At 53.4% G+C, this 22,353-nt stretch carries 16 protein-coding genes; all 16 read left to right on the top strand.

The window, feature by feature from the left end:
• Nucleotides 1-25 precede the first annotated feature (25 nt).
• The 16 genes from ACFPXP_RS19815 to ACFPXP_RS19745 all read left to right on the top strand — a co-directional run bounded on the left by ACFPXP_RS19815 (nucleotide 26) and on the right by ACFPXP_RS19745 (nucleotide 22,305).
• A complete protein-coding gene (locus ACFPXP_RS19815; RefSeq protein ID WP_379896131.1) occupies nucleotides 26-1,138 on the top strand; it encodes an SAF domain-containing protein in 1,113 nt (370 codons plus the stop codon).
• Between the two features lie 11 nt (nucleotides 1,139-1,149).
• Complete coding sequence (locus ACFPXP_RS19810) at nucleotides 1,150-1,854, top strand: hypothetical protein (RefSeq protein WP_379896130.1); 705 nt, start codon at nucleotides 1,150-1,152, stop codon at nucleotides 1,852-1,854.
• Between the two features lie 33 nt (nucleotides 1,855-1,887).
• Nucleotides 1,888-2,730 carry a hypothetical protein gene (locus ACFPXP_RS19805; protein ID WP_379896128.1) on the top strand — a complete coding sequence of 281 codons (843 nt, stop codon included), beginning with the start codon at nucleotides 1,888-1,890 and terminating at the stop codon, nucleotides 2,728-2,730.
• Nucleotides 2,730-4,601 carry an ATPase, T2SS/T4P/T4SS family gene (locus tag ACFPXP_RS19800; RefSeq protein ID WP_379896127.1) on the top strand — a complete coding sequence of 624 codons (1,872 nt, stop codon included), beginning with the start codon at nucleotides 2,730-2,732 and terminating at the stop codon, nucleotides 4,599-4,601. Before ACFPXP_RS19805 ends, ACFPXP_RS19800 begins: the two co-directional genes overlap by 1 nt.
• A complete protein-coding gene (locus ACFPXP_RS19795; protein ID WP_379896126.1) occupies nucleotides 4,591-6,660 on the top strand; it encodes a hypothetical protein in 2,070 nt (689 codons plus the stop codon). The genes ACFPXP_RS19800 and ACFPXP_RS19795 overlap by 11 nt, the downstream gene beginning before the upstream one ends.
• 75 nt (nucleotides 6,661-6,735) lie before the next feature.
• A complete protein-coding gene (locus ACFPXP_RS19790) occupies nucleotides 6,736-7,215 on the top strand; it encodes an ABC transporter permease (protein WP_379896125.1) in 480 nt (159 codons plus the stop codon).
• A gap of 79 nt (nucleotides 7,216-7,294) precedes the next feature.
• Nucleotides 7,295-7,684, top strand: a complete 390-nt coding sequence (locus ACFPXP_RS19785; RefSeq protein WP_379896124.1) for a hypothetical protein — start codon at nucleotides 7,295-7,297, stop codon at nucleotides 7,682-7,684.
• 10 nt (nucleotides 7,685-7,694) lie between these two features.
• Nucleotides 7,695-8,243, top strand: coding sequence for a hypothetical protein (locus ACFPXP_RS19780; protein ID WP_379896123.1), 549 nt, complete (start codon nucleotides 7,695-7,697; stop codon nucleotides 8,241-8,243).
• Nucleotides 8,230-9,213, top strand: coding sequence for a hypothetical protein (locus tag ACFPXP_RS19775; protein ID WP_379896122.1), 984 nt, complete (start codon nucleotides 8,230-8,232; stop codon nucleotides 9,211-9,213). Before ACFPXP_RS19780 ends, ACFPXP_RS19775 begins: the two co-directional genes overlap by 14 nt.
• 114 nt (nucleotides 9,214-9,327) lie before the next feature.
• The gene (locus ACFPXP_RS19770) at nucleotides 9,328-10,440 is read left to right on the top strand and encodes a copper amine oxidase N-terminal domain-containing protein (protein ID WP_379896121.1); all 1,113 of its coding nucleotides are present in this window, start codon (nucleotides 9,328-9,330) and stop codon (nucleotides 10,438-10,440) included.
• Nucleotides 10,441-14,265, top strand: coding sequence for a DUF5704 domain-containing protein (locus tag ACFPXP_RS19765; protein ID WP_379896120.1), 3,825 nt, complete (start codon nucleotides 10,441-10,443; stop codon nucleotides 14,263-14,265). It abuts the gene before it with no gap.
• A 38-nt stretch (nucleotides 14,266-14,303) separates the two neighbouring features.
• Entirely contained in the window at nucleotides 14,304-14,732 is a 429-nt protein-coding gene (locus ACFPXP_RS19760; RefSeq protein WP_379896118.1) for a hypothetical protein, read from the top strand.
• A 21-nt stretch (nucleotides 14,733-14,753) separates the two neighbouring features.
• Nucleotides 14,754-15,020 (top strand): helix-turn-helix domain-containing protein, encoded by a 267-nt coding sequence (locus ACFPXP_RS19755; RefSeq protein ID WP_379896117.1) that lies wholly within the window; start codon nucleotides 14,754-14,756, stop codon nucleotides 15,018-15,020.
• A 770-nt stretch (nucleotides 15,021-15,790) separates the two neighbouring features.
• The gene (locus ACFPXP_RS19750) at nucleotides 15,791-16,231 is read left to right on the top strand and encodes a TnpV protein (RefSeq protein WP_379896115.1); all 441 of its coding nucleotides are present in this window, start codon (nucleotides 15,791-15,793) and stop codon (nucleotides 16,229-16,231) included.
• Nucleotides 16,159-18,213, top strand: coding sequence for a hypothetical protein (locus ACFPXP_RS22755; RefSeq protein ID WP_449288670.1), 2,055 nt, complete (start codon nucleotides 16,159-16,161; stop codon nucleotides 18,211-18,213). The genes ACFPXP_RS19750 and ACFPXP_RS22755 overlap by 73 nt, the downstream gene beginning before the upstream one ends.
• A gap of 177 nt (nucleotides 18,214-18,390) precedes the next feature.
• The gene (locus ACFPXP_RS19745; RefSeq protein WP_449288669.1) at nucleotides 18,391-22,305 is read left to right on the top strand and encodes a DEAD/DEAH box helicase family protein; all 3,915 of its coding nucleotides are present in this window, start codon (nucleotides 18,391-18,393) and stop codon (nucleotides 22,303-22,305) included.
• The last annotated feature ends 48 nt before the right edge of the window (nucleotides 22,306-22,353 follow it).

The following is a 22,353-nucleotide window of genomic DNA, read 5'->3' as shown; positions in this document are numbered from 1 at the left end:
CTCGGTTTGAAAGGAGACGTGAGCGATGTCGTGGACTTATCGACACCGTAAGACGCTGATTATCGCCGCAATCGCCATAAGCGTAGGTTTACTTGTGGCTGCAGTCATTTATTCTCTGATCCGGCAATCGGAACAGCAACAGAATCACCAACAAATGAAGGAACACTATGAAAGGCAAATTGAGGAACTGAAAACGATGGAGGAACAATCGCGCAGAAGCGTCTGGACCGTAGGGCGAACCATCCCGGCCGGCGGCATCGTGACGGCGAATGATCTTCAGTCCGTCCCGATGCCTGTAAGTTTGGTGCCGTCCGGTATGATTACCAAACGCGAAGCTGCCATCGGCAAAAGCGCCAAAATTGAATTGCTGCCCGGTACGCCGCTGATGCCATCGATGTTGTATGAAAGTTCGCCTATTCCGAAGGATTTGAGGGTGCAGGAGTTTCATGTCATTCAGCTTCCCTCCAATCTACAAAAGGGACAGTACATTGACGTGCGAATCAACTTCCCGACAGGTGAAGATTTTGTCCTGCTGGCGAAAAAAAAGGCGCGTGAGCTATCGGGTACGGTCATTTGGCTGGAAATGAATGAGCGGGATATTTTGCAAACGTCAAGCGCGATTATCGATGCCTACTTGCAAGGCGCTCGTCTCTATGCCCTGCCTTATATCGAGCCGGGGTTGCAGGAAGCGGCTGTGGTCAATTATCCCGCCAATCCGAAGGTGCTTGATTTGATGGAACATGACCCAAACCTGCTCGAAAAAGCGACAACCGAGCTTGCCCGCAAGCTTCGCGCGACACTGGATGACAATCTCAAAGCGATGAGCGAGTCGGACAAACTGCGCGTGACAAGCGGCAGCGTAACGATTCAGCAGCAACTGCAAAATGAGCGCATTGTCACGCAGCAAGGCAATGCCATGCAAGAAACGACACCCGTGCTGCCGCAACCGGCGGACACAACGGTTACGGTTGATCGCGAACCGCTAGCCGCGCAGCCGCTGCCTTCCCCTTCCGATTCGTTAATAACGAATGAAAATGGGCCGGAAACAGAGCCAGCGCCATCACCGCCGCAAGCGCCGGCTTCGCCGTCGGGAGAGCCTGCCAGCGAAGATAAATTGGAGCACATTTTTAATCAATGAAGGAGGCCGTCATGAAAAAAGTTGTGTTTTTCGGCGCGCCGGATAAAAGCCACCTGCTCCTTGTGCTGGGCAAGCTGCTCACGGCGCTGGAGCGAAAGGTGCTGATCGTGGATTCCACCCTCGCTCAGTCGATGCAAGGCTATTTGCCGCAAGTGGAATTCGGCTATTCGCTGCGGGAGTTTGAAGGTATCGACGTGGCGACCGGGCTGCTCACGTCAGCGCAACTGGAGCGCTCCGTCCTTCAATCCACAGGCGAAGCGGCTTACGATGTCATGCTACTTGACACCGATCACACCGAATTTGTGAAAGGACGAGACTTGCCGGGCTATGACAAGCGGGTTTGGTGCAGCAATTACAGTCGGCTGGGTATGCAAATGAATGCGAATCTGATGCAGCGGCTGTGCCTTCACGAAGCGGAGGGACAGCCGCTCACCTTTTACAAACTGATTATCCCCACCTTGCCGACTGCCATACCCGAGTCGTATATCGATTCGCTGCTACCGCAGCAAGCTGTACGCTGGGACACCGTATTCCGCTTTCCGCTTGACGAACGGAATCTATCCGTTGAGCTGGGCAACCAGCATCATGGCCGCATCGATATCCGGCGGCTGTCCGGGACGTATCGCCGAACCGTGCTGGACATGCTACAACAGTTGTTTGATTGCGATGCCAAAACGGCCCGGCGAGCATGGGCGCACTCCCGAAGGCGCGCGTAAATCCGGTAATGTTGCACGAAAGGAGATGAAGCAATGGGTTTTACTGTGGTGTTCTGGAGTCCGGTTTCGGGACAGGCTGGTACGACGAGCAACCTGATCGCCGCCGCCGCTCTGCTCGGACTCGAATATTCCTCGCGTCTTTTGCTGCTCGGGCATTTGCAAAGCGAATATGCAGCCTTCGAACGCGGATTTTACCCAAGGCGATCTTGGACAAACAAAGCGGACGTCTCATCCGACGTAGGAATTGACGCGCTACTCAGGTTACTGCAAAACCGCAAGCTCGAACCGAAATTGCTGCGGAATTACACATTGCCTTTGCTCGCCGAGCGCCTTGACATCCTGCCGGGATCGAACAAGCCGGATGCATCGTTTGTTTCGTCCGCACAGGACTGGCTTGGCTCGCTTTTGGAACTGACCAAGCGCGCTTACGATCTGGTGTTATTGGATGGCGGAAGCGGCAATGAGTCGGCGTGGACACGAAGTCTGCTGCATCAGGCGGATTTGCTGGTCGTCTGTTTGCCGCAAAATATACTCAAATTGGAGCAGGCTTTTCCGCTGGTGGAGGCGCAGCTTCTGTCCAACCGGAAACTGTTGCTCGTTTTCGGACAAGTTGATCCTCGCTCGTCGTTGACTATCAAAAACATCATGCGCCAGTTTTACCGTCGGGAGCCTGCGTACCCGATTGTCCATAATACGGGCTGGCTCGATGCCGCCCAGCAAGGAGACGCTATTCATTTTTTATTTCGCAACCGGAAGGTGCCTCGCGATCATGAAAACAACCTCTTTATGCAACAAGTGCGGGCGTTAGCGCAGGCGATCATCCAGTATGCTGGTTTAAGCAATCCTCATTTCGGCGGGAAGGAGGACGATGGCTAATGATGTTCGTTTTGAACGGATTGATCATTGCAGGCATCCTCATCGCGGTCGGCGTCCTGCTTTATTTGCGCATGAGCCGCCGCTTGCCGGAGCAGCCGGACGAAAAGCCAGTCTATACGCTGGAAGCGATGACTGCGTTTGTGAAAGTGGCGCTGCATGAGATGACGAGCAGCAACCTGATCGACTTCGGCTTGTCGGAAGAAGAATACCGCCGCCGGAAAAACAAGCGCGCGGAACTGAAAAAAGCGCTGCGAGGCTGTACATCCGGTGATTTGCGGGACAAGGCCTATGTGAAGCAAGTGATCGCCGATTTGCTCGGACAGCGCTACAACCTGGACGACGATAACTTGAATCGGCTTCTGCCGTTTGACGATCCGCAAGCGCTCACGCCGCAAGATCAGTTTGACATCCTGCTCTATCTATATAAGAAACAACATCGCTTGAGGGCGCTGGACGAACTGATCCAAAAATACGAACTGGATCGCCCCAAACGGAGCATGGAAGACGAAGAAATCGAATCTTACCGGATGACCGCTGATGAAATCCGCGACATCTACAAGCGGGAAGTGCGCAAGCTGTCCGCCGAAGACAAAACGCAGATCGTCGTACAGCGGATATACCAACAGTACAAAGGATTTAGCGTCATCGACGAAATCCGCGACATGAAAATCGACGGCGTATCGGGCGGCGTGTCCGGCATCCCGCCCGCGATGTGGGAAGGCGAGTGGAGCTTGGAGGAAGAAGCGCAACTTAGCGAGGTGCCAAGGTCGCATGACAGCGTATGGCTGTTTTATAAAGGAAAGTCTATTCATTTGAGCTTTCTGTCCTTCGGCTCGGAACAAGAGCTAAGGCGCGTGTGCCAGAATGTGTACAAGCATAATTTTCCCGGCCAATTGTCCGAAGCGAACGGCTTTAAGGTGAACGAAATGGCGGATGGCTCCCGCGTCGTCGTGTTGCGCCCCCGGTTCAGTGAATCGTGGGCTTTTTTTGTGCGCAAATTCGATGTGCAAAACGCTACGCTCGAACAGTTGATTCAAGACAATCATGCCGAGCTTCCGATTGGATTGATTCGATATTTGGTCATGGGCGAGCGCATTACGGCCATTACCGGCGCACAAGGCAGCGGCAAGACGACGCTCTTAATGGCGATGGTGCGCTACATTCCGGCTATTTTGCCGATTCGGGTGCAGGAAATGAGCTTTGAGCTTCAACTTCGGAAAATTTACCGGGATCGCAACATTTTAAGCTTGCGGGAAACGGAAACAATCTCCGGGCAGGACGGGCTGGACATTCAGAAAAAAACGGACGGCTCGGTCAATATTTTGGGTGAAGTGGCGACCGACCCGGTTGCCGCCTGGATGGTGCAGATGGCGCAGGTCGCTTCGCTGTTTACTTTGTTTACGCATCACGCTAAAACATTCCGTGATCTCGTCTATTCGCTGCGCAATTCGTTGCTGAAAACAAGGGTGTTTACAAACGAGAAAGTGGCCGAGCAGCAGGTCGTCAATGTCATTAACTTCGACATTCACCTGAGACGGGACACGGACGGTCATCGCTATATCGAGCGCATTACGGAATGCGTCCCGATAGAGCAGGAGGCGGCCTACCCGGATTCGTTCCGTCACAAACCAACGACCGAAGAGAAAATGACGGCGTTTATGGAGACGATGCTCGAATACTTCCGCCGCACGACGGATCGCCCGCTTTATGTCGCGCGCAACGTCATCGAATACCGAGACGGACGGTATGTCGCTGTTCATCCGCTATCCGAGAAAAGCCGCAAGGAAATCGCTGCTTGCCTCGCCGGGCCGGACCAGGCGGCGTTCGAGGCGTTTTTGGCGGTTCATTGGGGGGATGGCGATGAAACTTGAATGGCTGTCCCTATTGCTCGGTGTGGCGACGGTGCTTTTCCTCGCGATGGCAGCGGCGTTTCAATGGGTATCCCGTCACGGTTCGGACGTGGAGGCTGTTCGGCAGTATGAAGCGTTGCGCAAGCCGGGCAAAGTCAATAAGAAGCATGCACTGTATAGCGTCATGCAGCAGATGTATCGCCTATGCGAACGCGTGCCGATTCTGCGCGCCTATGTGCTTCAACTCCGCAAACGAATGACCATTCTCCAGCTTGGCGACGAATGGAAGCTGCGGCTGGAGACGATGAAAACAGCACTCCTCATATGGGGCGTGCTACTTGCAGCGGCTGTTCCGCTGGCACTCGGTGTGCGCGACCCGGCCACGCTTGGCATGATCGCCATCGGCTTTTGGGTGGGCCATGGCATCTTTTCGGACAACCTCGTCCATCGTCTGGAAACGCATCTGCTACGGCAACTTCGGCATTTTTTCTCGGATGTGCGTCACCACTATCATCGTCATGGGATGGTGGAGGAAGCCATTTACGAAGCGGCGGACGGTGCGCCGTATGAGATGGCGCTGCATGGACACGAAATATACGAAGTGCTGACGGCAAGCGACGCTGAGCAGCGTCTGGCGCAGTACATCGAAAGCGCGCCGAATCGCTATTTGCAGGGCTTGGCCGGGCTGTCGCATTTGGTGAAAGAGTACGGCGACAAACGTACTGCAACCGGCTCCGTGTACTTGAAGGCGCTCGGGAAGCTCGCGACCGAACTGAATCTGGAACTGTTGCGCCGTGAACGGCTCAGTTTCCTGTTGCAAGGACTGACCGCCATCGCGCTGTTGCCGCTGCTGTTTACCCGGCCGATTGAAGCTTGGGCCAGCCACTACTTTCCGGCGATGGACGCTTTTTATGCGAGCACCGCTGGCTGGATCGTGAAAATCGGTCTGATGGCGGTCGTTTGGCTGTCCTACGTCCTGCTGCGCAACATTCAGGAGCTGGACGTGAGTCCAAAGCCGACCAGCCGAAAAAGATGGGAGAAACGGGTGTACGAGTGGTCATGGATGCGCTGGCTTGTGCATCGCTTCGGCCCCGTCCCCGGTTCCCGAGAAGCCGACCGCATGGTCAAGTTGCTCAAGGAAACCGCATCGCCGCTTCGGCTGGAATGGCTCTATGTACAGCGCATCGTGGCGGGAGGCATGGCGTTTTTGGTTGTGCTTGGGATGTTTATGGCGCTGCATGCCGCAAGTCGGCATCAAATTCTGTATGCGCCAGTGAAGTCGGGCATCCTGTTCGGCCAGCTTTCCCCTGAGGAAGAAGCCAAGGCGCGTGATGCGGCGGCGCTCGACCGCCGCATCATTCATCGCGCAAAGGAGGTGAAGCACCGCACCGAAGAAACGATTATGACCTTGCTCCGCAGCGAATCGCCAGCATTAAACAAGGACGATCAGCTTCGTGCAACGACTCGGCGCATTCTGGGCAAGCTCGCGAAGCTGGACAATCAATATGTGAAGTGGTGGGAAACGCTCCTTGCCGCTCTCGCGGGATGGGGCGGCTACGCCATGCCGGTCGGCGTTCGGTGGTTTCAGCGGCGAATGCGGCAGATGGAGATGAAGCATGAAGTGGATCAACTGCATGCGGTCATCGCCATGCTGGCGGACATGGATCGGATGTCGGTCGAGCATCTGCTCATTTGGATGGAGCAGTTTGCCTGCGTGTTCAAGGAACCGCTGCAAACCTGCTTGCTTCATTTCGAACAGGGCGCGGAGCAGGCGCTGGCGCAGCTCAAAGAGGATGCACCGTTTTTGCCGTTCGTCCGCACGGTCGAGAAACTGGAACTGGCGGCGCAAAGCCTGCCGATTCGAGAAGCGTTCGACGACCTGGAGTCAGAGCAGGCTTACGCGCAGGAGCAGCGCAAACAGGAATATGAGCAATTGATCGAGCAAAAGGCAGGCTGGGGAAAATGGATCGGATTTGCGCCAATGATGGCCCTTATTTTCGGTTATCTGGTCATTCCGCTCGTTATCGTCAGCCTGCACCAAATGTCCGTTTACTTTGAACAGCTTCAGCGCATTCAGTAAACGGTCAACTTGCGGCGCTTTCCAAACGGGAAGTGCTTTTTAATTTCCTAATTTACTTGAAGGAGAGATCGGTTCATGTCTAACGCACAAAAAGCACTCGTGATGGCAGCAGGTATTTTTCTTGCCATCGCGCTCATTACCCTCGCCGTTGTGTTGTTTATTTCCGCACAAGACTCAACCAAAGCGGCGCAAAGCAATTTCAGCAATATCCAGACGGAATTGTCACAGACGGCGTTTACGGTGTACGACAACACGACGTTATCGGGTAGCCAGGTGGTCAACGCGCTGCGCAAGTTCAGCGATCAGGACCAGTTTGGCATTCAGATCGTCACGGGGAAAAATCCGGTCGGACAATGGTACGGCAAAGTAATCAATACAGGCATTCCGATCGACAGCGTAACCTATGGTTCGGTCATTGGCACAGCGCCAGGGCAACTCAGTCATGCGCTCGATGAATCAGATATTAACTACGTCAATCCGAGCGGCAAATTCCGGGCGCAACTGGTGCACGACAGCAGCAATGTCATCCGCGGTATCGTATTCCGGCAGCAATAAGCGTTCCTTTCCACCATAACAACGCTTATGGGGTGTCCTCTACTGACGGACGCCCCTGTGTTTTCAAGGAGGGAAATCAATGGAATATGCCCCCAGAACGATGCTGGAGATGAGCGTGGCCTGTTTTCTTTTTCTAATGGCTGTAACGAGCGGACTCTTGCTCTTTCAAACCGGGGCCGCGCTGAACGCTACCGCCTATGTATCGGGAAAGTCGCTGGACCGCAACATGCAGATGACCTTTTCACCGATTTCCGGCGACGGCACCGCATCTGGCGCAGAAGTATTGCAATCCATTGCCCGGCTGGAGTCGGGAGATGCGGAAATCGTGGTGGACGGCGTTCGGTACGCACCGCCGCTTGATCGGGACCAGTTCGCCCCCTCCGGCATTCATCTGAATGCCCGGTATTCGGCAGTCGCCCAGCGGGATGCGTACGGTCAGCTGCTGCGCCTTATTTTCGTCTCACGTTAAGGAGAATGCCATGAACAGTATTTCGAAAATTTTTGCGGTGCTCATTGCCGTTCTATTGCTCTACCTTTATCCCATTTCTGCGGCATTCGAACAGCAGGACGATATTTCAGAACTGGTCGTTCTGAAAGCGACAACCACGTTTGTGGATGCGGTACGGGATAAAGGTTATGTGTCACCGACCATGTACAACGATTTTATGGAGGCCATCGCGGCAACGGGCAACACCTTCGATGTGCAAATGGAACACGGCAGCAAAAAATACGTAGCGGTGTACGACGACCCGACGAGGCCGGAGACGTTTCGGGGCAGCTACGAAGTACATTACGATGCGTTCTACAACGCGCAGATCCTGCCTATTTTGTTCCCGAACAGCGCGGCTAAAAAAGACGATCCGTCGCGGCGCTACAAGCTGCGAGTTGGCGACACCTTTGCAGTGACGGTTAAGAATACGAACCGGACTCCCGGCACGATCCTGTTCGATTTTCTGAACCAGGCCATCAGTCCGAACGATAAAATATTTATTCCTTACGGCGGGATGGTGCGCAATGAAATGGATTGAATGGGCCATTGTCGGGGCGCTCATTTTCTTGCCGTTTGCAACGATAAACCGGATCGAGGTCGACATGCAGCGAAAGGCGCTGCTCACCGAGCTTCGGTATAACGCCGCGCTGGACGCGGCGGTAGACGACGCGGCGCGGATGCTAATCGTCAATGCCAACCAGCAACGGGAGACGCAATACGAATCGGTCAAGCGGGTGGCGCTGAACAAGGACGAAGCAATTGCCGCTTTTTATCGGACGCTTTACACTAACTTCGGCATTGCTGACGATCCCGTTGCGCAAGGCGTATTAAATCGGTATATCCCGGCTATAGTCGTGATCGGGTACGACGGTTTCTATGTCTATGCCGAGGAGGAGTGGATGGGTGCCAGCGGGAACACGGAACGAAAACCGGTTTGGGGAGCGAAAAAGCCGTATGCCTATGCCGATTCAGCGGGCAACAGCCTTTCGTTTACGCTGGACGATTTCGTCCTCGCTTACGATGCGGGAAGCCGGAGTTGGCACGAAGGCTTGCGGGCTGACGTTAGGCAGCAGACGAACATCGCGCTGCTAAAGGACGCAGAGCGATTCGAGCAGGTACGCCGAAGCTCCATTGTCCGCGCGATCGAGGACGAACTGGCCTATCGGATCAACAAACACAACGAATCGGTTTCCCGATTGGGTCTCTCCTACACGTTCACCTTGCCAACGATTTCGCAGGAGGAGTGGCACAATACCGTGGATGACGTCGGAGTGCTTGCCTTTATCCAAGGCATTCCGATGGGAGGCAAGTTTTACAACAATTACGCGCTCGGCGGAAGCCGCGTGCTCAAGAAGCCGGAGGTTGTCGGAGCCAGAAAAGGAAACATGAAGGTGTATTACCGTGCGGCATGCGGCTTTTCCTATCCGGTGGAAGAAACGTTTTCCAGCGAACAAGTGGCTGCGCTAAAAGGCTATATGCCGCTTGGCTGCCCGCCTGCGCCATCGTAACAAGACGACGGCTATTTCGGAAAGTGGACAGGCCGCCGAATCGGTTTTATGATGAAACTAACAATCTAAATTTTCCAAACTTGTATGATCCATATTGAGAGAGGAGCGAATCGCGTGAGAAAAGGCATATTGGCAAGTCTTGTCGCCGCATTGATTTTCAGCTTGTTCAGTGCGACGGCAAGCGCGGCAAACAAACCTCCGTCCTTTGTCAGCGTCGTAATGGACGGACAAAAAATCTGGTTCCCTGATGCACAGGCTTTTGTGGATGAAAATGGCCGGACGCTCGTGCCGGTTCGATTCATTGCGAAAAAGATGGGTGCGAACGTGGGCTGGGAACCCAAAACCATGACCGTACCAATTGAGCGGGACGATTTGCATATTGTGCTTACAATCGGCGAAAGCAAGGCGCTCGTTAATGGTCAGGAAATGGTTTTCGATACGAAGGCGATCACCAGCGGCGGACGAACGTTTGTCCCGCTGCGTTTTGTCAGCGAAGCGTTGGGAGCGCAAGTCGATTGGGATAGCCCGACATCGACCGTCTTTATTTCTACAAAAGAAGATGACCATGAAAACTACGATGAATGGGGCCGACTCATTCGCACGACCAACTTACCGAAGAATGCGAAAGATTACCCGTACATTCTGGCCGATGTGCCGAATGAAGCGTATGAACTGGCCTATCCCTACTCGCATCCTACGGACAGCAAGGTTTCTTCGGTTCTGTATTCAACCATACCGGAGTTTAATAAGAAAAACGTGGATATATGGATGAACCGACTGAAAACGTTTGGCGCGCTGTGGTTGAACGTGGATTACAACACGATCGATGATACGTGGGCGCAGGCGGTATTTGCTACGAAAGTGCAAAGCTCCAATGCGGAATTGAAATATATACGGCGGTATGTGGATTGGGTTAAGGAAAACAAGATTCAAATCGAAGGCTTTCTTGATCCCGAGCCGTCCATGATTTATAAGGATGGGTTTGGGAACAATTACGTGCGTTCCAAGTTTAGAATCAAATTCAATTCATTCACGGAGAGTAAGAATTTGCTGTACGATGAGCATTTCCCCAACGACCGCAAATTCGAAACGCAGGTTTGGTACGAAGGATATGCGGATATTTCCCTATCCACTAATGTTGGTGGAGATTGGGGCAGCACATTGAAAGTCGATCCAGGAGCAAGTTTATTCCGCAATTATCTCATCGGAAAGGCGGACTCGAAATAGATGAGGAAAAGCAAAATCATAAAAACGGCGTTGAGCGTGCTTCTGGCATGCTCTTTTTTATTCTCTTTATTTCCTTTCGTAGCGAATGCTGCGCCCCCCAAAGTAAGAACCGAGGCAGGAAAAATCAGCTTTGAAATAACCAGTACGGCCGCAACCTCTTCCATCCGCTACAGAACGGTAGGTTGGACGATACGCAGAGATCAATTATGCACAAATACAACGCCCAAGCAGTGCGGCAATCCGAAAAACGGCCAGCATGCTTCGTTTTTGAACCAACAAGTGCAGCAGGTAGGCCAATACCCGAATCCGCCGATTCCCGGCCAGCCTCTCACGACCTTTTACGAAGTCAGCGAGGCGCTTGTCACGGAAGGCATGTGGAAGGCGGGCATGGGCGACATCAAGGACAACGACGATTTATATTTGTATGCGATCATGGTGTCCATCGATGGGAATGGCAATGTGCGCAAAGGTCCATTTTATACATTGGAAGAGATCAAACGGGCCGAACCTTGGGCGCACGAGGATGACTTGGACGATTATTTCGGCATTCATGTACCGTACCGCAGCGCAGATTTTCCGGTCGATGTCATTGCGAAAACTGTAGGCGGCAAAGTTATTCAAAAACCGGAAGTGACGTTTCTAAAGGGCAAGTACAAAATCGGGGAAACGATCGACCATGAATTTCCCGAAACGATTGAGGATAATGGAAAAACATATACGATTGTTCGTTCCTATTTGTCGCCGAAGCAGGACCCGACGAAGAAAAACTGGCTGCAGGAAGATCCCGAAACGAATCCGAAGGTGCGAACGCGAAGTTTTACAGTTGCGCTGGGTGGAACAGATGCCATAGCCGAATATGCGGAGAACAATCCGGTGATGGCTATTTACCAGAAAGAAGACGGTACGAAGCTCAAGGAAATGGACAAAGGCGTTTTCGCAACAGGAGAGGAAGCGAATCATACGTTTGAGGGACAAATCACTTCTGGCGGCCAAACCTATGAAATCATCCGCTCCTACATTACGAACAATAACAAGCCCGATGAAAAGCTGTTCATTCAGGAGAAAGGCGATCCCAAGCTCAAGGAGCGATCCATTCTCGTTGGATCGGGCGGCTCCAACTTTATCGGCATTTACAAAATTCCCTCCTCGGTTACGGTCACGTCCCGGATTGAAGCGCCGGAAACCGTTGACAAAAACGTGACCGAAGTGAACGGGAATTTTGTTTTTGAAGTGAAGTCATTAAAAAACCTGAAAACATACGAAATCACGGATATTCGAAATGCCAGACTCGTTCAAACAGGCGACAAAACCGGAACGCTCACCGGTACAACGGCTAATAAAACGATTCCGATCAAAATCCCGTTTACCTCCGGCGACAAAGTGAGTGTGCAAATCACCGTCGTCGTGAAGGATGTGGACGGCAATACCGGGGATTCGACATCCGACCATATGGTTCGCAAAGGTGATGGCGGCGAAGAACCGCGGCCCGGCGATTCCCAGCAGGCCGAAGTAATGGAGCCAACCGTTTCCGCTGTCATTCAAGCGGATGCGCGCGGCGCAGAAAAGTTTGATGTGCTGCAAGGTATTCCGACTTCGGAGAGCCTGTATGTCAACGCTTTGGCCAAATCGTACTTGTACCGCAACACGTTCAAGGAAACGACCGGAACGAAACAATACCCGATTTCCGTGAGCCGGACATATACGTTGCGATGGACCGAATACGTTCCCGGCCCGCCTGATGCGAACGGGAATCCGACGACCATGACGGTTCCGCGTTCAGACACACAGACGGTGACCCAAAACTATTCGATTGAACGCAAGTACAGCTTCTGGACGATTCAAAATCTTGAAGTGTACGGCATTCAAAAGGCGACGGTCTCGAATTATGCGCTTCCTTCGGGAACAGTTACGCTTGTGCCGAGTGGCTACACGCCGCCAACCGTTTCCGCATCGCATGATGCGTCGCTTAGCGCGCATATCATCGATCCGGTCTATTCGAATGTGACGCTTCCCGGACAAACGATTTCCGGCGGTTCCAGCCGCCCATCCGTTCCGAACGAGGATTGGAAAAACGAGGCGGAGAGAGCGATTGGCAAAATCAAAGTAAAAAACGATTCGCTCGTTTTTAACGGAACAACAATCATGGACAACCGAATCGTTGAGGAAAAAGCGCCGACGCCGGGTGCGATTCCGGCTCCGACGATGATCGGGCAAGATGTGTTGTACGGCAAAGGCTATCTCATCAACGCGTCCAAAATAAACAAAGCAAGTCAGCCAAGCACCGGCACAATATCGTATTCCTTGATTAAAGGCATCGGTGGCGGCGGAGACAAAACTTTTCCGATAAACGGCATCAACCCAGTGACCGTGCATACTCCGGTGGTGAACTACGCTTCGGTGTCGGACGATCAGGCCTACAACCAGAAGACGCAGCCGACCGCCGGACGTTCGGCGCTCATTTTGGATCGGCCTTTTACCGTGACGATTCCGACAAGCGGCCCGCACAAGGACATCAAGGGCTACGGCAATCGGGATTATGCCAAGTATGTGAGAGATAAACAAGTTCGTTTTCCGTTTGACGTGTACAAAGCGGATCGCACAACGTTCGTTCCGAAAGAAACGTGGGTGTCCATCCCGGTCGGACAAATGCAGACGACCTTCTACTTGCCCGTTTGGGTGGATGAGGGCAATTACGATGTGTTATTCCGAACGTTTGCCGAGAACAGCCCGGCTTCCTTTACATCTCAAATGAATGCCAATCTGGACTTGACACATCATGTGGCTACGCAGGTGGTTCCGGTGGAAGTCATTGGCCGTCTCTATGATTTCCGGATCACCGACATCGCCGACTTTGCTTGGGAGTCGGTGTTCCGTACCCAAAAGGGCAGCGCAGCGCCGACAGGAAACGCTTATTGGGTCGGAACGAAAGGCATTGACGGCGCACCGCGCGGCAATACCCCTCCTTACGTGCTGCCGGTACGGCAGGGCAGTCACCCGGAAAGCGGCAAGAAAAACGTTGCGGTTAAAACGGGCTATCATTTCAAATTTGAAGTCATGACGAAAGGCAACATGTTCGGCGCAGGAGACGGCATCCGCATTACACCGACCTTTTATTTTGTGGACAGCAAGGGAAAAAACCGGCAAGAAGTCGATCTTTACTACCATTCGGGCAATCAGCGATTTATTCGCATTGGCTCTAGCGATGATGTGGAAAAGCGATATGTGACGCTCGACGCTCGTCTGCGCAATGTGCCGAAGCAGGAGTTGACCGACACCGCCGCCACCCTTTGGTCGTTAAGCGGTTCGCCCGGTACCAAGCAGACGTTTATCGATCAATATTTGAAGGATGCGCAGAAGCCAACGTATGTCGGCGGCTACGATATCATGCTGCTGCCGCCGCAGCTTCGGACGTTTGTCGGCAGTATGAACGTGCCTTCCGGCGTCCATGTAGCCCGCGCCAACGCTTCGGTGCAGAAGTGGTATGGCGAATACAGTTTGCCTGCCGCGCCGTATGTGGTGCCCAAAGGTTTCAACTTGGCTGAATATGGACGGAAAAACCGGCTGGATGACAAGTCGCCTATTTTCTTGAAGGACGGGTACATCGTTGTTAATTTCAATCTCGAAACGATCCGCAACAAAGACTTGAACCATCCTCATTTGCAGTATATGTACGGACCACTGAACAACCAATGGCAGATGGAAGGGTTTCAGCGAAGCTTCACCGATCCGTATAGCGTGACGTTCCAGTTGAAGGACGGCGATATTGTGTTTTACCATGCGAATCTATCCTCCTATGACGACTATGGCACAGGGGGAACCCATTAAAGAAAACTGATTTTTATACCAGCTGGGAGGAAAAAAACATGCTGGAAAAATTGCAAGCGGCCGTGTCGGAGGATGCGGCCTATTTTTATTCCGCTTCAACGGATAAGGATTCCGCACGCGGATGCATTGGGCATTTGCGCGGTTATTTTGGCAGCAGCGGCGAGACATACTGGGCAACCTGGTTTGATCATGCACCTGCGCTCAAAACGCCGTCCTTTCGAGCGGAACTGGATGCGGTGGTGAAGGCGTTGACCGAGCAAGGACTGCTTCAAAGCCGCAGCCGGATGAACCGCTATTGCCTGTCGCATCCAGAGGCCCGTTTATCCGGTGCGTGGCATTCCGGCGTTTACGGCTTTTGTTTTCAAACGGAGCGCCATCAATACTATCTGCGCTGTTTTCCGCATACGGGAGACTACAATTTCTATTTGTACTGCTACGTCCGGCAGGATCGTTTGTCGGAGCGTTAGCGCTCGCTGAGGAGGAAGCCCATGAACGATCTCGCGAGGTATAAACTGCTGGCGAAAGCGAAAGTTCCGCCTGCCGCAAAACTGCTGTACAACTACCTGATGGACCGCGCGGGCGGACGGCATAGCTGCGTCTTGTTGTCCGGTAAAAAGCTGGCTTTGGAGATGGGCGTTTCCCCTTCCACTGTCCGCCGCAATCTTTATCGCTTGCAACGTATCGGACTCCTTCGGATTACGGCCCGTTATTCCGAAGAAGGCATTCGCCTGACCAATCAAATTACGCTTCTGTAAGGGAGGTGCTCTCATGACAGCCAAGTTGCAGCGCATCGTCGAACTGGCTGCCGACACGGCTCGCACGGTGACGAATCAGCCTGAGCGCTGGGCGGATTTTTTGCGGACGGCGGCTTGGAACTATAAATATCCGTTTCAGGATCAACTGTTGATCTACGCCCAACGTCCTGATGCGACAGCTTGCGCGCCGATTGATGTTTGGAACAAACGGCTCGATCGCTGGGTGAAACGCGGCGCAAAAGGGATCGCTCTGATCGAAGATCGGGGCAACCACTTGGGTCTGCGCCATGTGTTTGACGTATCGGATACCCAGAGCAGACGCCAGCCGGAGTTATCGCTATGGCGATTGCAGGATAGCGATACGGCTCATGTCATCGAGACGCTGGAAAATGCGTTCGGCGCGTCGAATGAGATGGAACCGCATGCGGATCTGCCTGCTGCGTTCCTCGCTGCTGCACGAAATGCGGTGGATGACAACAGCGCCGATTATGTGGCCGAGTTGATCAAAGAGCGGGAGCATAGTTTGCTGGAGGACCTGGACATCCCGCATGTGGAATTGCTATTCAAGCAAACAGCCGAATCGGCCATCGCCTACATGGCAATGACCCGTTGCGGACTGAATCCCGCACATTACATCAGTATCGAGGACTTGTCCGGCATCGGTTATTTCAACACGCTTCCTGCATTGTCCCATTTGGGAGCAGCAATCAGTGATGTGTCCGAGATGATGCTGCGGGAAGTGGAATCGACCGTCCGGGCGCTGCGCCGGGATGTGCAGCGAACGAATGAGAGACAATCGGTTCACACCCTTGCACGACCCGATTCCTTGCCGCACAATGAAGCTACTCGACAAGAAAGGAAGGATGAATATGGAACTGACCTACACGCCGCAAGGGGATTATCTGCTGCCCAACCTGACGCTGAGCGAAGCGGAGATGACGATCGGGAAGTACGGAATGATGCGCAAGACGTTTCTGAAAACCGAGCGGAAGGGCATGTACGCCCATCTGATGTTGACGGAGCAGTTGAACCGCCATCTGGCGGACATCGACCAGACAGCGCGGGAGCAGATCGACCGGACGATCCAGCAGTTGCTCACGACTCACCCGGCACCGGACAAGACGAGCGATCCGCTGACTTGGACAGGGCACATGAACAACTTGAAGCAACAGGCGGAGGAACTGATTCTCACGGAATTGATTTATCATTAACATGGTTTGATCGGGAAACGGAGGACCGAAGTCTTCCGTTTTTTCATGACCAGGCGATCATCAATGATATGCTCCGCGCCGCGCCACTGCGGGAAAATAAGACGGACATTGCAGCGTTTTTTCAAGCCCATGAAGATGAACACGAGCGCGTGTTGTATGTGCGCAGCTTGTTTCCGGCTGGCATCACCGAGCTAACGCTTGAAGACGGCTTACGAGCTGGATTTGAACCGTATCGCAACGTTTTGCATTTGTGGACGGGTACGGCGGATGAACGCACAGCACAAAGCTTTTACGATTGGGGTGTCATCGCCGGGCATATCGCCAGCATGATGCTGTTAAACGAATTTGATTTATCGCGAAAGACAGAACCCTCCATCCAGCAACAGACATTGTGGATGGAACAAGCGGAGGACGAAAAAGCCTCTGCTTTTTTTATGCCGCAAGCGGTCATTGACGCCGTTTTGCAAAACGGCAGCGGTTTTGAGAACGGCAAGTATCGCATTGCGCTGCATTTCCAGCAGTCGCTGTCCGCACAGGAGAACGCCGATTTCCTGAAACGAGAGTACGGGATTGGCGGGCGTCTCCCCGCGCTGGTCGGCACGGATATTCATATGAATTATGACAGCAAAGGCATTACGCTGACCCGCGGTTCCATTATGAACCCGGATACGCAGGTGGTGCTGCCGTGGTTGAAAGTACAGAAACGGATCGGCGAGCTGCTGGCAGCGGGGCGTTATTTGAACCGGCAGGAAGCCGAGCGGTTGCCCGCCTTCGCGGAGGAACAGGAGGAAAAGCGGCGGCAGCAAGCGGCGGAAATGGTCAGGCTCGATGTGCCGCAGCTGGATGCATCGTCATCGGAGGGGCTTCCCCAATCGGACGCACAAGCGGAATCGGAGCGCCTACCGGTGAATCGGGAACGGGCGCGCTACGGTTATGATGTGGGTAGCACCGTCTGGATTGGTGCGGATGAATATGAAATTGTGCAACTGGCGCAGCGAACGGTGGTGCTGCAAGACCGTCAGTTTCCGCTCTTCATCAAAGAATTAAGCCGTCATGAATTGGAACGGATGCTGCGCGAAAATCCGCTGAATGATCATCTGATTACCGGAGAGTTAGAACCGGGATTAACAAACGAAGGCTGGGAGCCGGTAGCAGAAGAAGATGTTTCATCGAACGGATTAAACGATGAGCAGGAGCAACAGCCACAACAAGCGAATGTCCCTTCACCTGCTCCAGCATCGGATCGTCCGGCTGCTCCGGCTGTCAACTACCGGATTACGGATGATGAACTGGGACATGGCGGCGCAAAAACGAAGTTCAAATGGAACACAGAAGCGATTCAACTGCTGTACGAGTTGGAGCAGGAGCAGCGGCAAGCGACAGCGGACGAGCAGGCGGTGCTGGCTCGCTATGTCGGATGGGGCGGCATTCCGCAGGCATTTGATGAAGCGAACACGCAATGGGCAGCCGAATATGGCGAACTGAAAAATTTGTTGGAGCCGGAGGAATATGCGTCCGCTCGTGCATCGACGCTAAACGCCCACTATACGTCTGTGACCGTCATCAAGGCGATGTACGACTGTCTGGAATCGATGGGCTTTCGCAGCGGCAATATTTTGGAACCGTCTTGCGGCATCGGCCATTTTTTCGGTCTGGTGCCGGAGTCGTTCCAAGGCTCGCGGCTGTTTGGCGTGGAACTGGACGGCATTACCGGCCGTATTGCCAAACAGCTTTATCCGCAGGCGTCGATTGCCGTCAGCGGCTATGAACAGACGAATTTGCCTGACAGCTTCTTTGATCTCGCCATTGGGAACGTGCCGTTCGGCGGGTATGGCGTGGCGGATAAACGTTACGATAAGCACAAGTTTCTCATCCACGATTACTTTTTCGCCAAGACGCTGGATAAAGTGCGTCCGGGCGGCATCATCGCCTTTATTACGTCCAAAGGAACGATGGACAAGCAAAACCCTGCGGTGCGCTAATATATTGCGGAGCGCGCCGAACTGCTCGGAGCGGTGCGCCTGCCGAATAATGCGTTTTTCGCCAACGCGGGTACGGAAGTAACCGCCGATATTATCTTTTTACAAAAACGGGATCGCATGGTCGCCGTCAGCGAGCAAACCGAGCCATGGCTATCACTAGCCGAGACAGCGGACGGGGTGCCGATCAATAGCTATTTCGCCGCCCACCCGGAGATGGTGCTGGGCACGATGGTTTTTGACGACCGGATGTACGGCAACCGTCAGGAAACGTCCTGCAAGCCGTACCCGGACGCGAGCCTAGATGAACTGCTGCGCGAAGCGTTGTCTAACATCCATGCCGAATGGGTGGAACTGGAACGGGAAGACCAGCCGGAGGAGGAAGAACCTTCTCTCCCAGCCGATCCGTCTGTCCGCAATTTCAGCTTTGCGCTGGTGGACGGTCACATCTACTATCGGGAAAACAGTCGGATGCGCCGTGTGGACACGTCGGCTACGGCAGCAGGTCGCATCAAAGGAATGATTCAGCTGCGAGACACCGTGCGCGAGCTGATCGAGTACCAAACCGAAGACTACAGCGATGAGATGATTGGGCAGCAGCAGCGCAAGCTGAATGCGCTGTACGATCGGTTTACGGCACAATACGGCTTGATCAACAGCCGAGCCAACAGCCTTGCCTTTTCGGATGACAGTTCTTACTTTCTTCTCTGCTCACTTGAAATTGTGGACGAAGAAGGACGGTTACTGCGCAAGGCAGATATGTTCACCAAACGAACCATCCGGCAGCGCATTCAAGTAGACCAGGTGGATACCGCTTCTGAGGCGCTTGCCGTTTCCATCGGCGCAAAAGCTCGTGTCGATTTGCCGTATATGGCGGAGCTGACGGGCAAGACGGAAGATCAGCTGATTAAGGAGCTGCGCGGCGTCATCTTTCCTAATCCTGAACATCTGGACGAGGAAGGAAAGCCGATCTATGAAACCGCGGATGCGTACCTGTCCGGCAATGTGCGGGAGAAGCTGCGTGTGGCTAGACAGTTTGCCGCATACGATGCCGAACGTTACGGCGAAAACGTCAAAGCGCTTGAAGCGGTGCAGCCGAAAGACCTGGACGCCTCCGAAATCGACGTCCGCTTGGGCGCAACTTGGCTGCCGCCGGAAGATATTCGGCAGTTTCTGTTTGAACTGGTGGACACGCCGCCGATGTACCAGACCTACATCAACGTCATGTATTCCGAATATACGGCGGCCTGGAACGTCAAAGGCAAAAGCGATGACCGCAGCAGTAATATTAAGGCGAACGTCACCTATGGTACAAATCGCGTCAATGCGTACAAAATTCTCGAAGATACGTTGAATTTGCGGGACGTGCGTGTATTTGACACCGTGTATGAAGATGGCGTGGAGAAACGCGTGCTGAACAAGCAAGAAACGGCTATCGCCCAACAAAAGCAGGAGATGATGAAAGAAGCTTTTCGGGAATGGATATGGCGAGATCCGCAGCGGCGCGAACGGCTAACAAGACTGTATAATGATCGGTTCAATGCCATCCGTCCCCGCGAATACGACGGCAGTCATATTCGGTTCACCGGGATGAACCCGGAAATCCGGCTGCGCCAGCATCAAGTCAATGCGGTTGCCCGTGTGCTGTATGGTGGCAACTCCCTATTTGCGCATTGTGTCGGCGCAGGCAAAACGTTCGCCATGACCGCCGCAGCGATGGAAAGTAAGCATTTAGGACTGTCCAACAAGAGCATGCTGGTCGTGCCGAACCATCTGACCGAGCAGTGGGCGGCGGAGTTTTTACAGCTTTATCCGTCGGCGAATATTTTGGTGACGACCAAAAAGGACTTTGAAACGAAAAACCGCAAAACGTTTTGCGCGCGGATTGCCACCGGCGATTATGACGCGATCATCATCGGCCATTCGCAGTTTGAAAAAATACCGATTTCTATGGAACGGCAGCGCCAGCAACTGTATGAGCAAATTTCGGAAATTACAAACGGCATCCGGGAACTAAAAGAAGCCAGAGGCGAACGATATGCAATCAAGCAGCTTGAAAAAACGAAAAAAACGCTGCAAATCAAGCTGGAAAAGCTGAACGATACGAGCCGGAAGGATGATGTCGTCACCTTCGAGGAACTGGGCGTAGACCGATTATTCGTGGACGAAGCCGATTCGTACAAAAACCTGTTTCTTTACACGAAAATGCGCAATGTAGCCGGGCTGTCGCAAACCGAAGCGCAAAAGTCATCGGACATGTTTGCCAAGTGCCGCTATTTGGATGAACTAACCGGAGGCCGGGGCATTATCTTTGCGACAGGCACGCCGATCTCCAATTCCATCACCGAGATGTACACGATGCAGCGCTACTTACAATACGAGCGGCTCAAGCGGCAGGGCTTGCAACATTTTGACGCCTGGGCTTCGACATTTGGCGAAACGGTTACGGCGATAGAGCTTGCGCCGGAAGGAACGGGCTATCGGGCGAAAACTCGGTTTGCCCGTTTTTATAATTTGCCCGAGTTAATGAACGTGTTCAAAGAAGTGGCTGACATTCAGACGGCGGACATGCTCCAGCTTCCCGTGCCGAAAGCTCACTTCCATAATGTTGCCGTGCCGCCAAGCGACTTTCAACGCGACATGGTAGCGGATCTCGCCCGCCGCGCCGAACGGGTGCGGGCGAAGGAAGTGGAGCCTCACGAAGACAATATGCTGACGATCACCAATGACGGCCGCAAACTGGCGCTCGATCAGCGGCTGGCTAACCCAATGCTCCCCGACGACGAAGGCAGCAAAGTAAGCGCCTGCGCGGACAACGTCTACCGGTGTTGGGAGGAACATCAGGAGCAGCGGCTTACGCAGTTGGTGTTTTGCGATTTGTCCATTCCGAAACAGGACGGCACCTTCAATGTGTACGACGAGCTAAAGCGCAAATTGATGGAAAAAGGTGTTCCTGCCGAGGAAATCGCCTATATTCACGACGCCAATACCGAGGTCAAGAAAAAGGAACTGTTTGCCAAAGTACGCAGCGGCCAAGTTCGGATACTGCTCGGATCGACGTTCAAAATGGGGGCGGGTACGAACGTGCAAACGAAACTGATTGCCCTCCACGACCTTGATTGCCCTTGGCGTCCGCGGGACTTGGAGCAGCGCAGCGGGCGCATTATCCGGCAAGGCAACCAGAACAGCGAAGTGCATATTTTTCGCTATGTGACGGAGAACACGTTCGATGCGTATTTATACCAAACACTTGAGAATAAGCAGCGTTTTATCTCGCAGATCATGACCAGCAAGTCGCCGGTTCGTTCTGCCGAAGATATTGACGAAACGGCGCTCTCTTATGCCGAGGTTAAGGCGCTGGCGACCGGAAACCCGTACATTAAAGAAAAAATGGACTTGGATATCCAGGTATCCAAATTAAAACTGCTCAAAGCCAACCATTTAAGCCAGCGTTACGCGCTGGAGGACCGGTTGCTTAAAATGTTGCCGCAGCAAATCAAGTCCACCGAAGAACGAATTGCCGGCTATGAACAGGATGCAGCATTGTTCTTACGTTCCAAAGCGACTGAGCAAGAGGAATCGGAGGAATCGAAATTCCCCAGCATGGTCATCAAGGATTTCACTTATACGGAGCGAACGGCAGCAGGTGCAGCTTTGCTTGACGCTTGCAAAGGAATGACATCGCCCGATCCGCAGGAAGTCGGCAACTATCGGGGATTTTCCTTGTGGTTGTCCTTTGACAGCTTCCACAAGGAATACAAGGCAACGTTACGCGGTGCGCTGGGTCATACGGTCGCGTTAGGCGCGGATGCGGGCGGTAACATAACCCGGATCAACAATGCCTTATCCGACTTGCCTGCAAAGCTGGAGCGTGCCCGCGAGCAGCTTGCCACCTTACGTCAGCAAATGGAAACGGCGAAGGAACAAATCGCGGCTCCATTCGAGAAAGAACAGGAGTTGCAAACGAAATCGGCGCGGCTTGCAGAACTGAATGCGCTGCTCAACATGGACAAACGGGAAAATGAAACCGTGGACAACGTGCCGGACGAAGAACCGGAAGCACCGGAACGACGGGCTGTGGGCCGTGAACGATAACGGTTTTCGCACCATCGTTCCTCCCCTTCCTTCTTGTTATAGTGGAAG

It is taken from the genome of Marinicrinis lubricantis (assembly GCF_042658665.1).
Classification (GTDB): Bacteria; Bacillota; Bacilli; order Paenibacillales; family KCTC-33676; genus Marinicrinis; species Marinicrinis lubricantis.
This window is presented reverse-complemented; position numbering and strand designations above follow the sequence as displayed.

What these genes read in the sequence shown, in the direction of transcription:
- ACFPXP_RS19765 (WP_379896120.1), top strand. Translation starts at nt 10,441, where the DNA reads ATGAGGAAAAGCAAAATCATAAAAACGGCGTTGAGCGTGCTTCTGGCA.
- ACFPXP_RS19800 (WP_379896127.1), top strand. Translation starts at nt 2,730, where the DNA reads ATGATGTTCGTTTTGAACGGATTGATCATTGCAGGCATCCTCATCGCG.
- ACFPXP_RS19755 (WP_379896117.1), top strand. Translation starts at nt 14,754, where the DNA reads ATGAACGATCTCGCGAGGTATAAACTGCTGGCGAAAGCGAAAGTTCCG.
- ACFPXP_RS19750 (WP_379896115.1), top strand. Translation starts at nt 15,791, where the DNA reads ATGTGCAGCGAACGAATGAGAGACAATCGGTTCACACCCTTGCACGAC.
- ACFPXP_RS19790 (WP_379896125.1), top strand. Translation starts at nt 6,736, where the DNA reads ATGTCTAACGCACAAAAAGCACTCGTGATGGCAGCAGGTATTTTTCTT.
- ACFPXP_RS19775 (WP_379896122.1), top strand. Translation starts at nt 8,230, where the DNA reads ATGAAATGGATTGAATGGGCCATTGTCGGGGCGCTCATTTTCTTGCCG.
- ACFPXP_RS19795 (WP_379896126.1), top strand. Translation starts at nt 4,591, where the DNA reads ATGAAACTTGAATGGCTGTCCCTATTGCTCGGTGTGGCGACGGTGCTT.
- ACFPXP_RS19785 (WP_379896124.1), top strand. Translation starts at nt 7,295, where the DNA reads ATGGAATATGCCCCCAGAACGATGCTGGAGATGAGCGTGGCCTGTTTT.
- ACFPXP_RS19815 (WP_379896131.1), top strand. Translation starts at nt 26, where the DNA reads ATGTCGTGGACTTATCGACACCGTAAGACGCTGATTATCGCCGCAATC.
- ACFPXP_RS19810 (WP_379896130.1), top strand. Translation starts at nt 1,150, where the DNA reads ATGAAAAAAGTTGTGTTTTTCGGCGCGCCGGATAAAAGCCACCTGCTC.
- ACFPXP_RS19780 (WP_379896123.1), top strand. Translation starts at nt 7,695, where the DNA reads ATGAACAGTATTTCGAAAATTTTTGCGGTGCTCATTGCCGTTCTATTG.
- ACFPXP_RS19760 (WP_379896118.1), top strand. Translation starts at nt 14,304, where the DNA reads ATGCTGGAAAAATTGCAAGCGGCCGTGTCGGAGGATGCGGCCTATTTT.
- ACFPXP_RS19805 (WP_379896128.1), top strand. Translation starts at nt 1,888, where the DNA reads ATGGGTTTTACTGTGGTGTTCTGGAGTCCGGTTTCGGGACAGGCTGGT.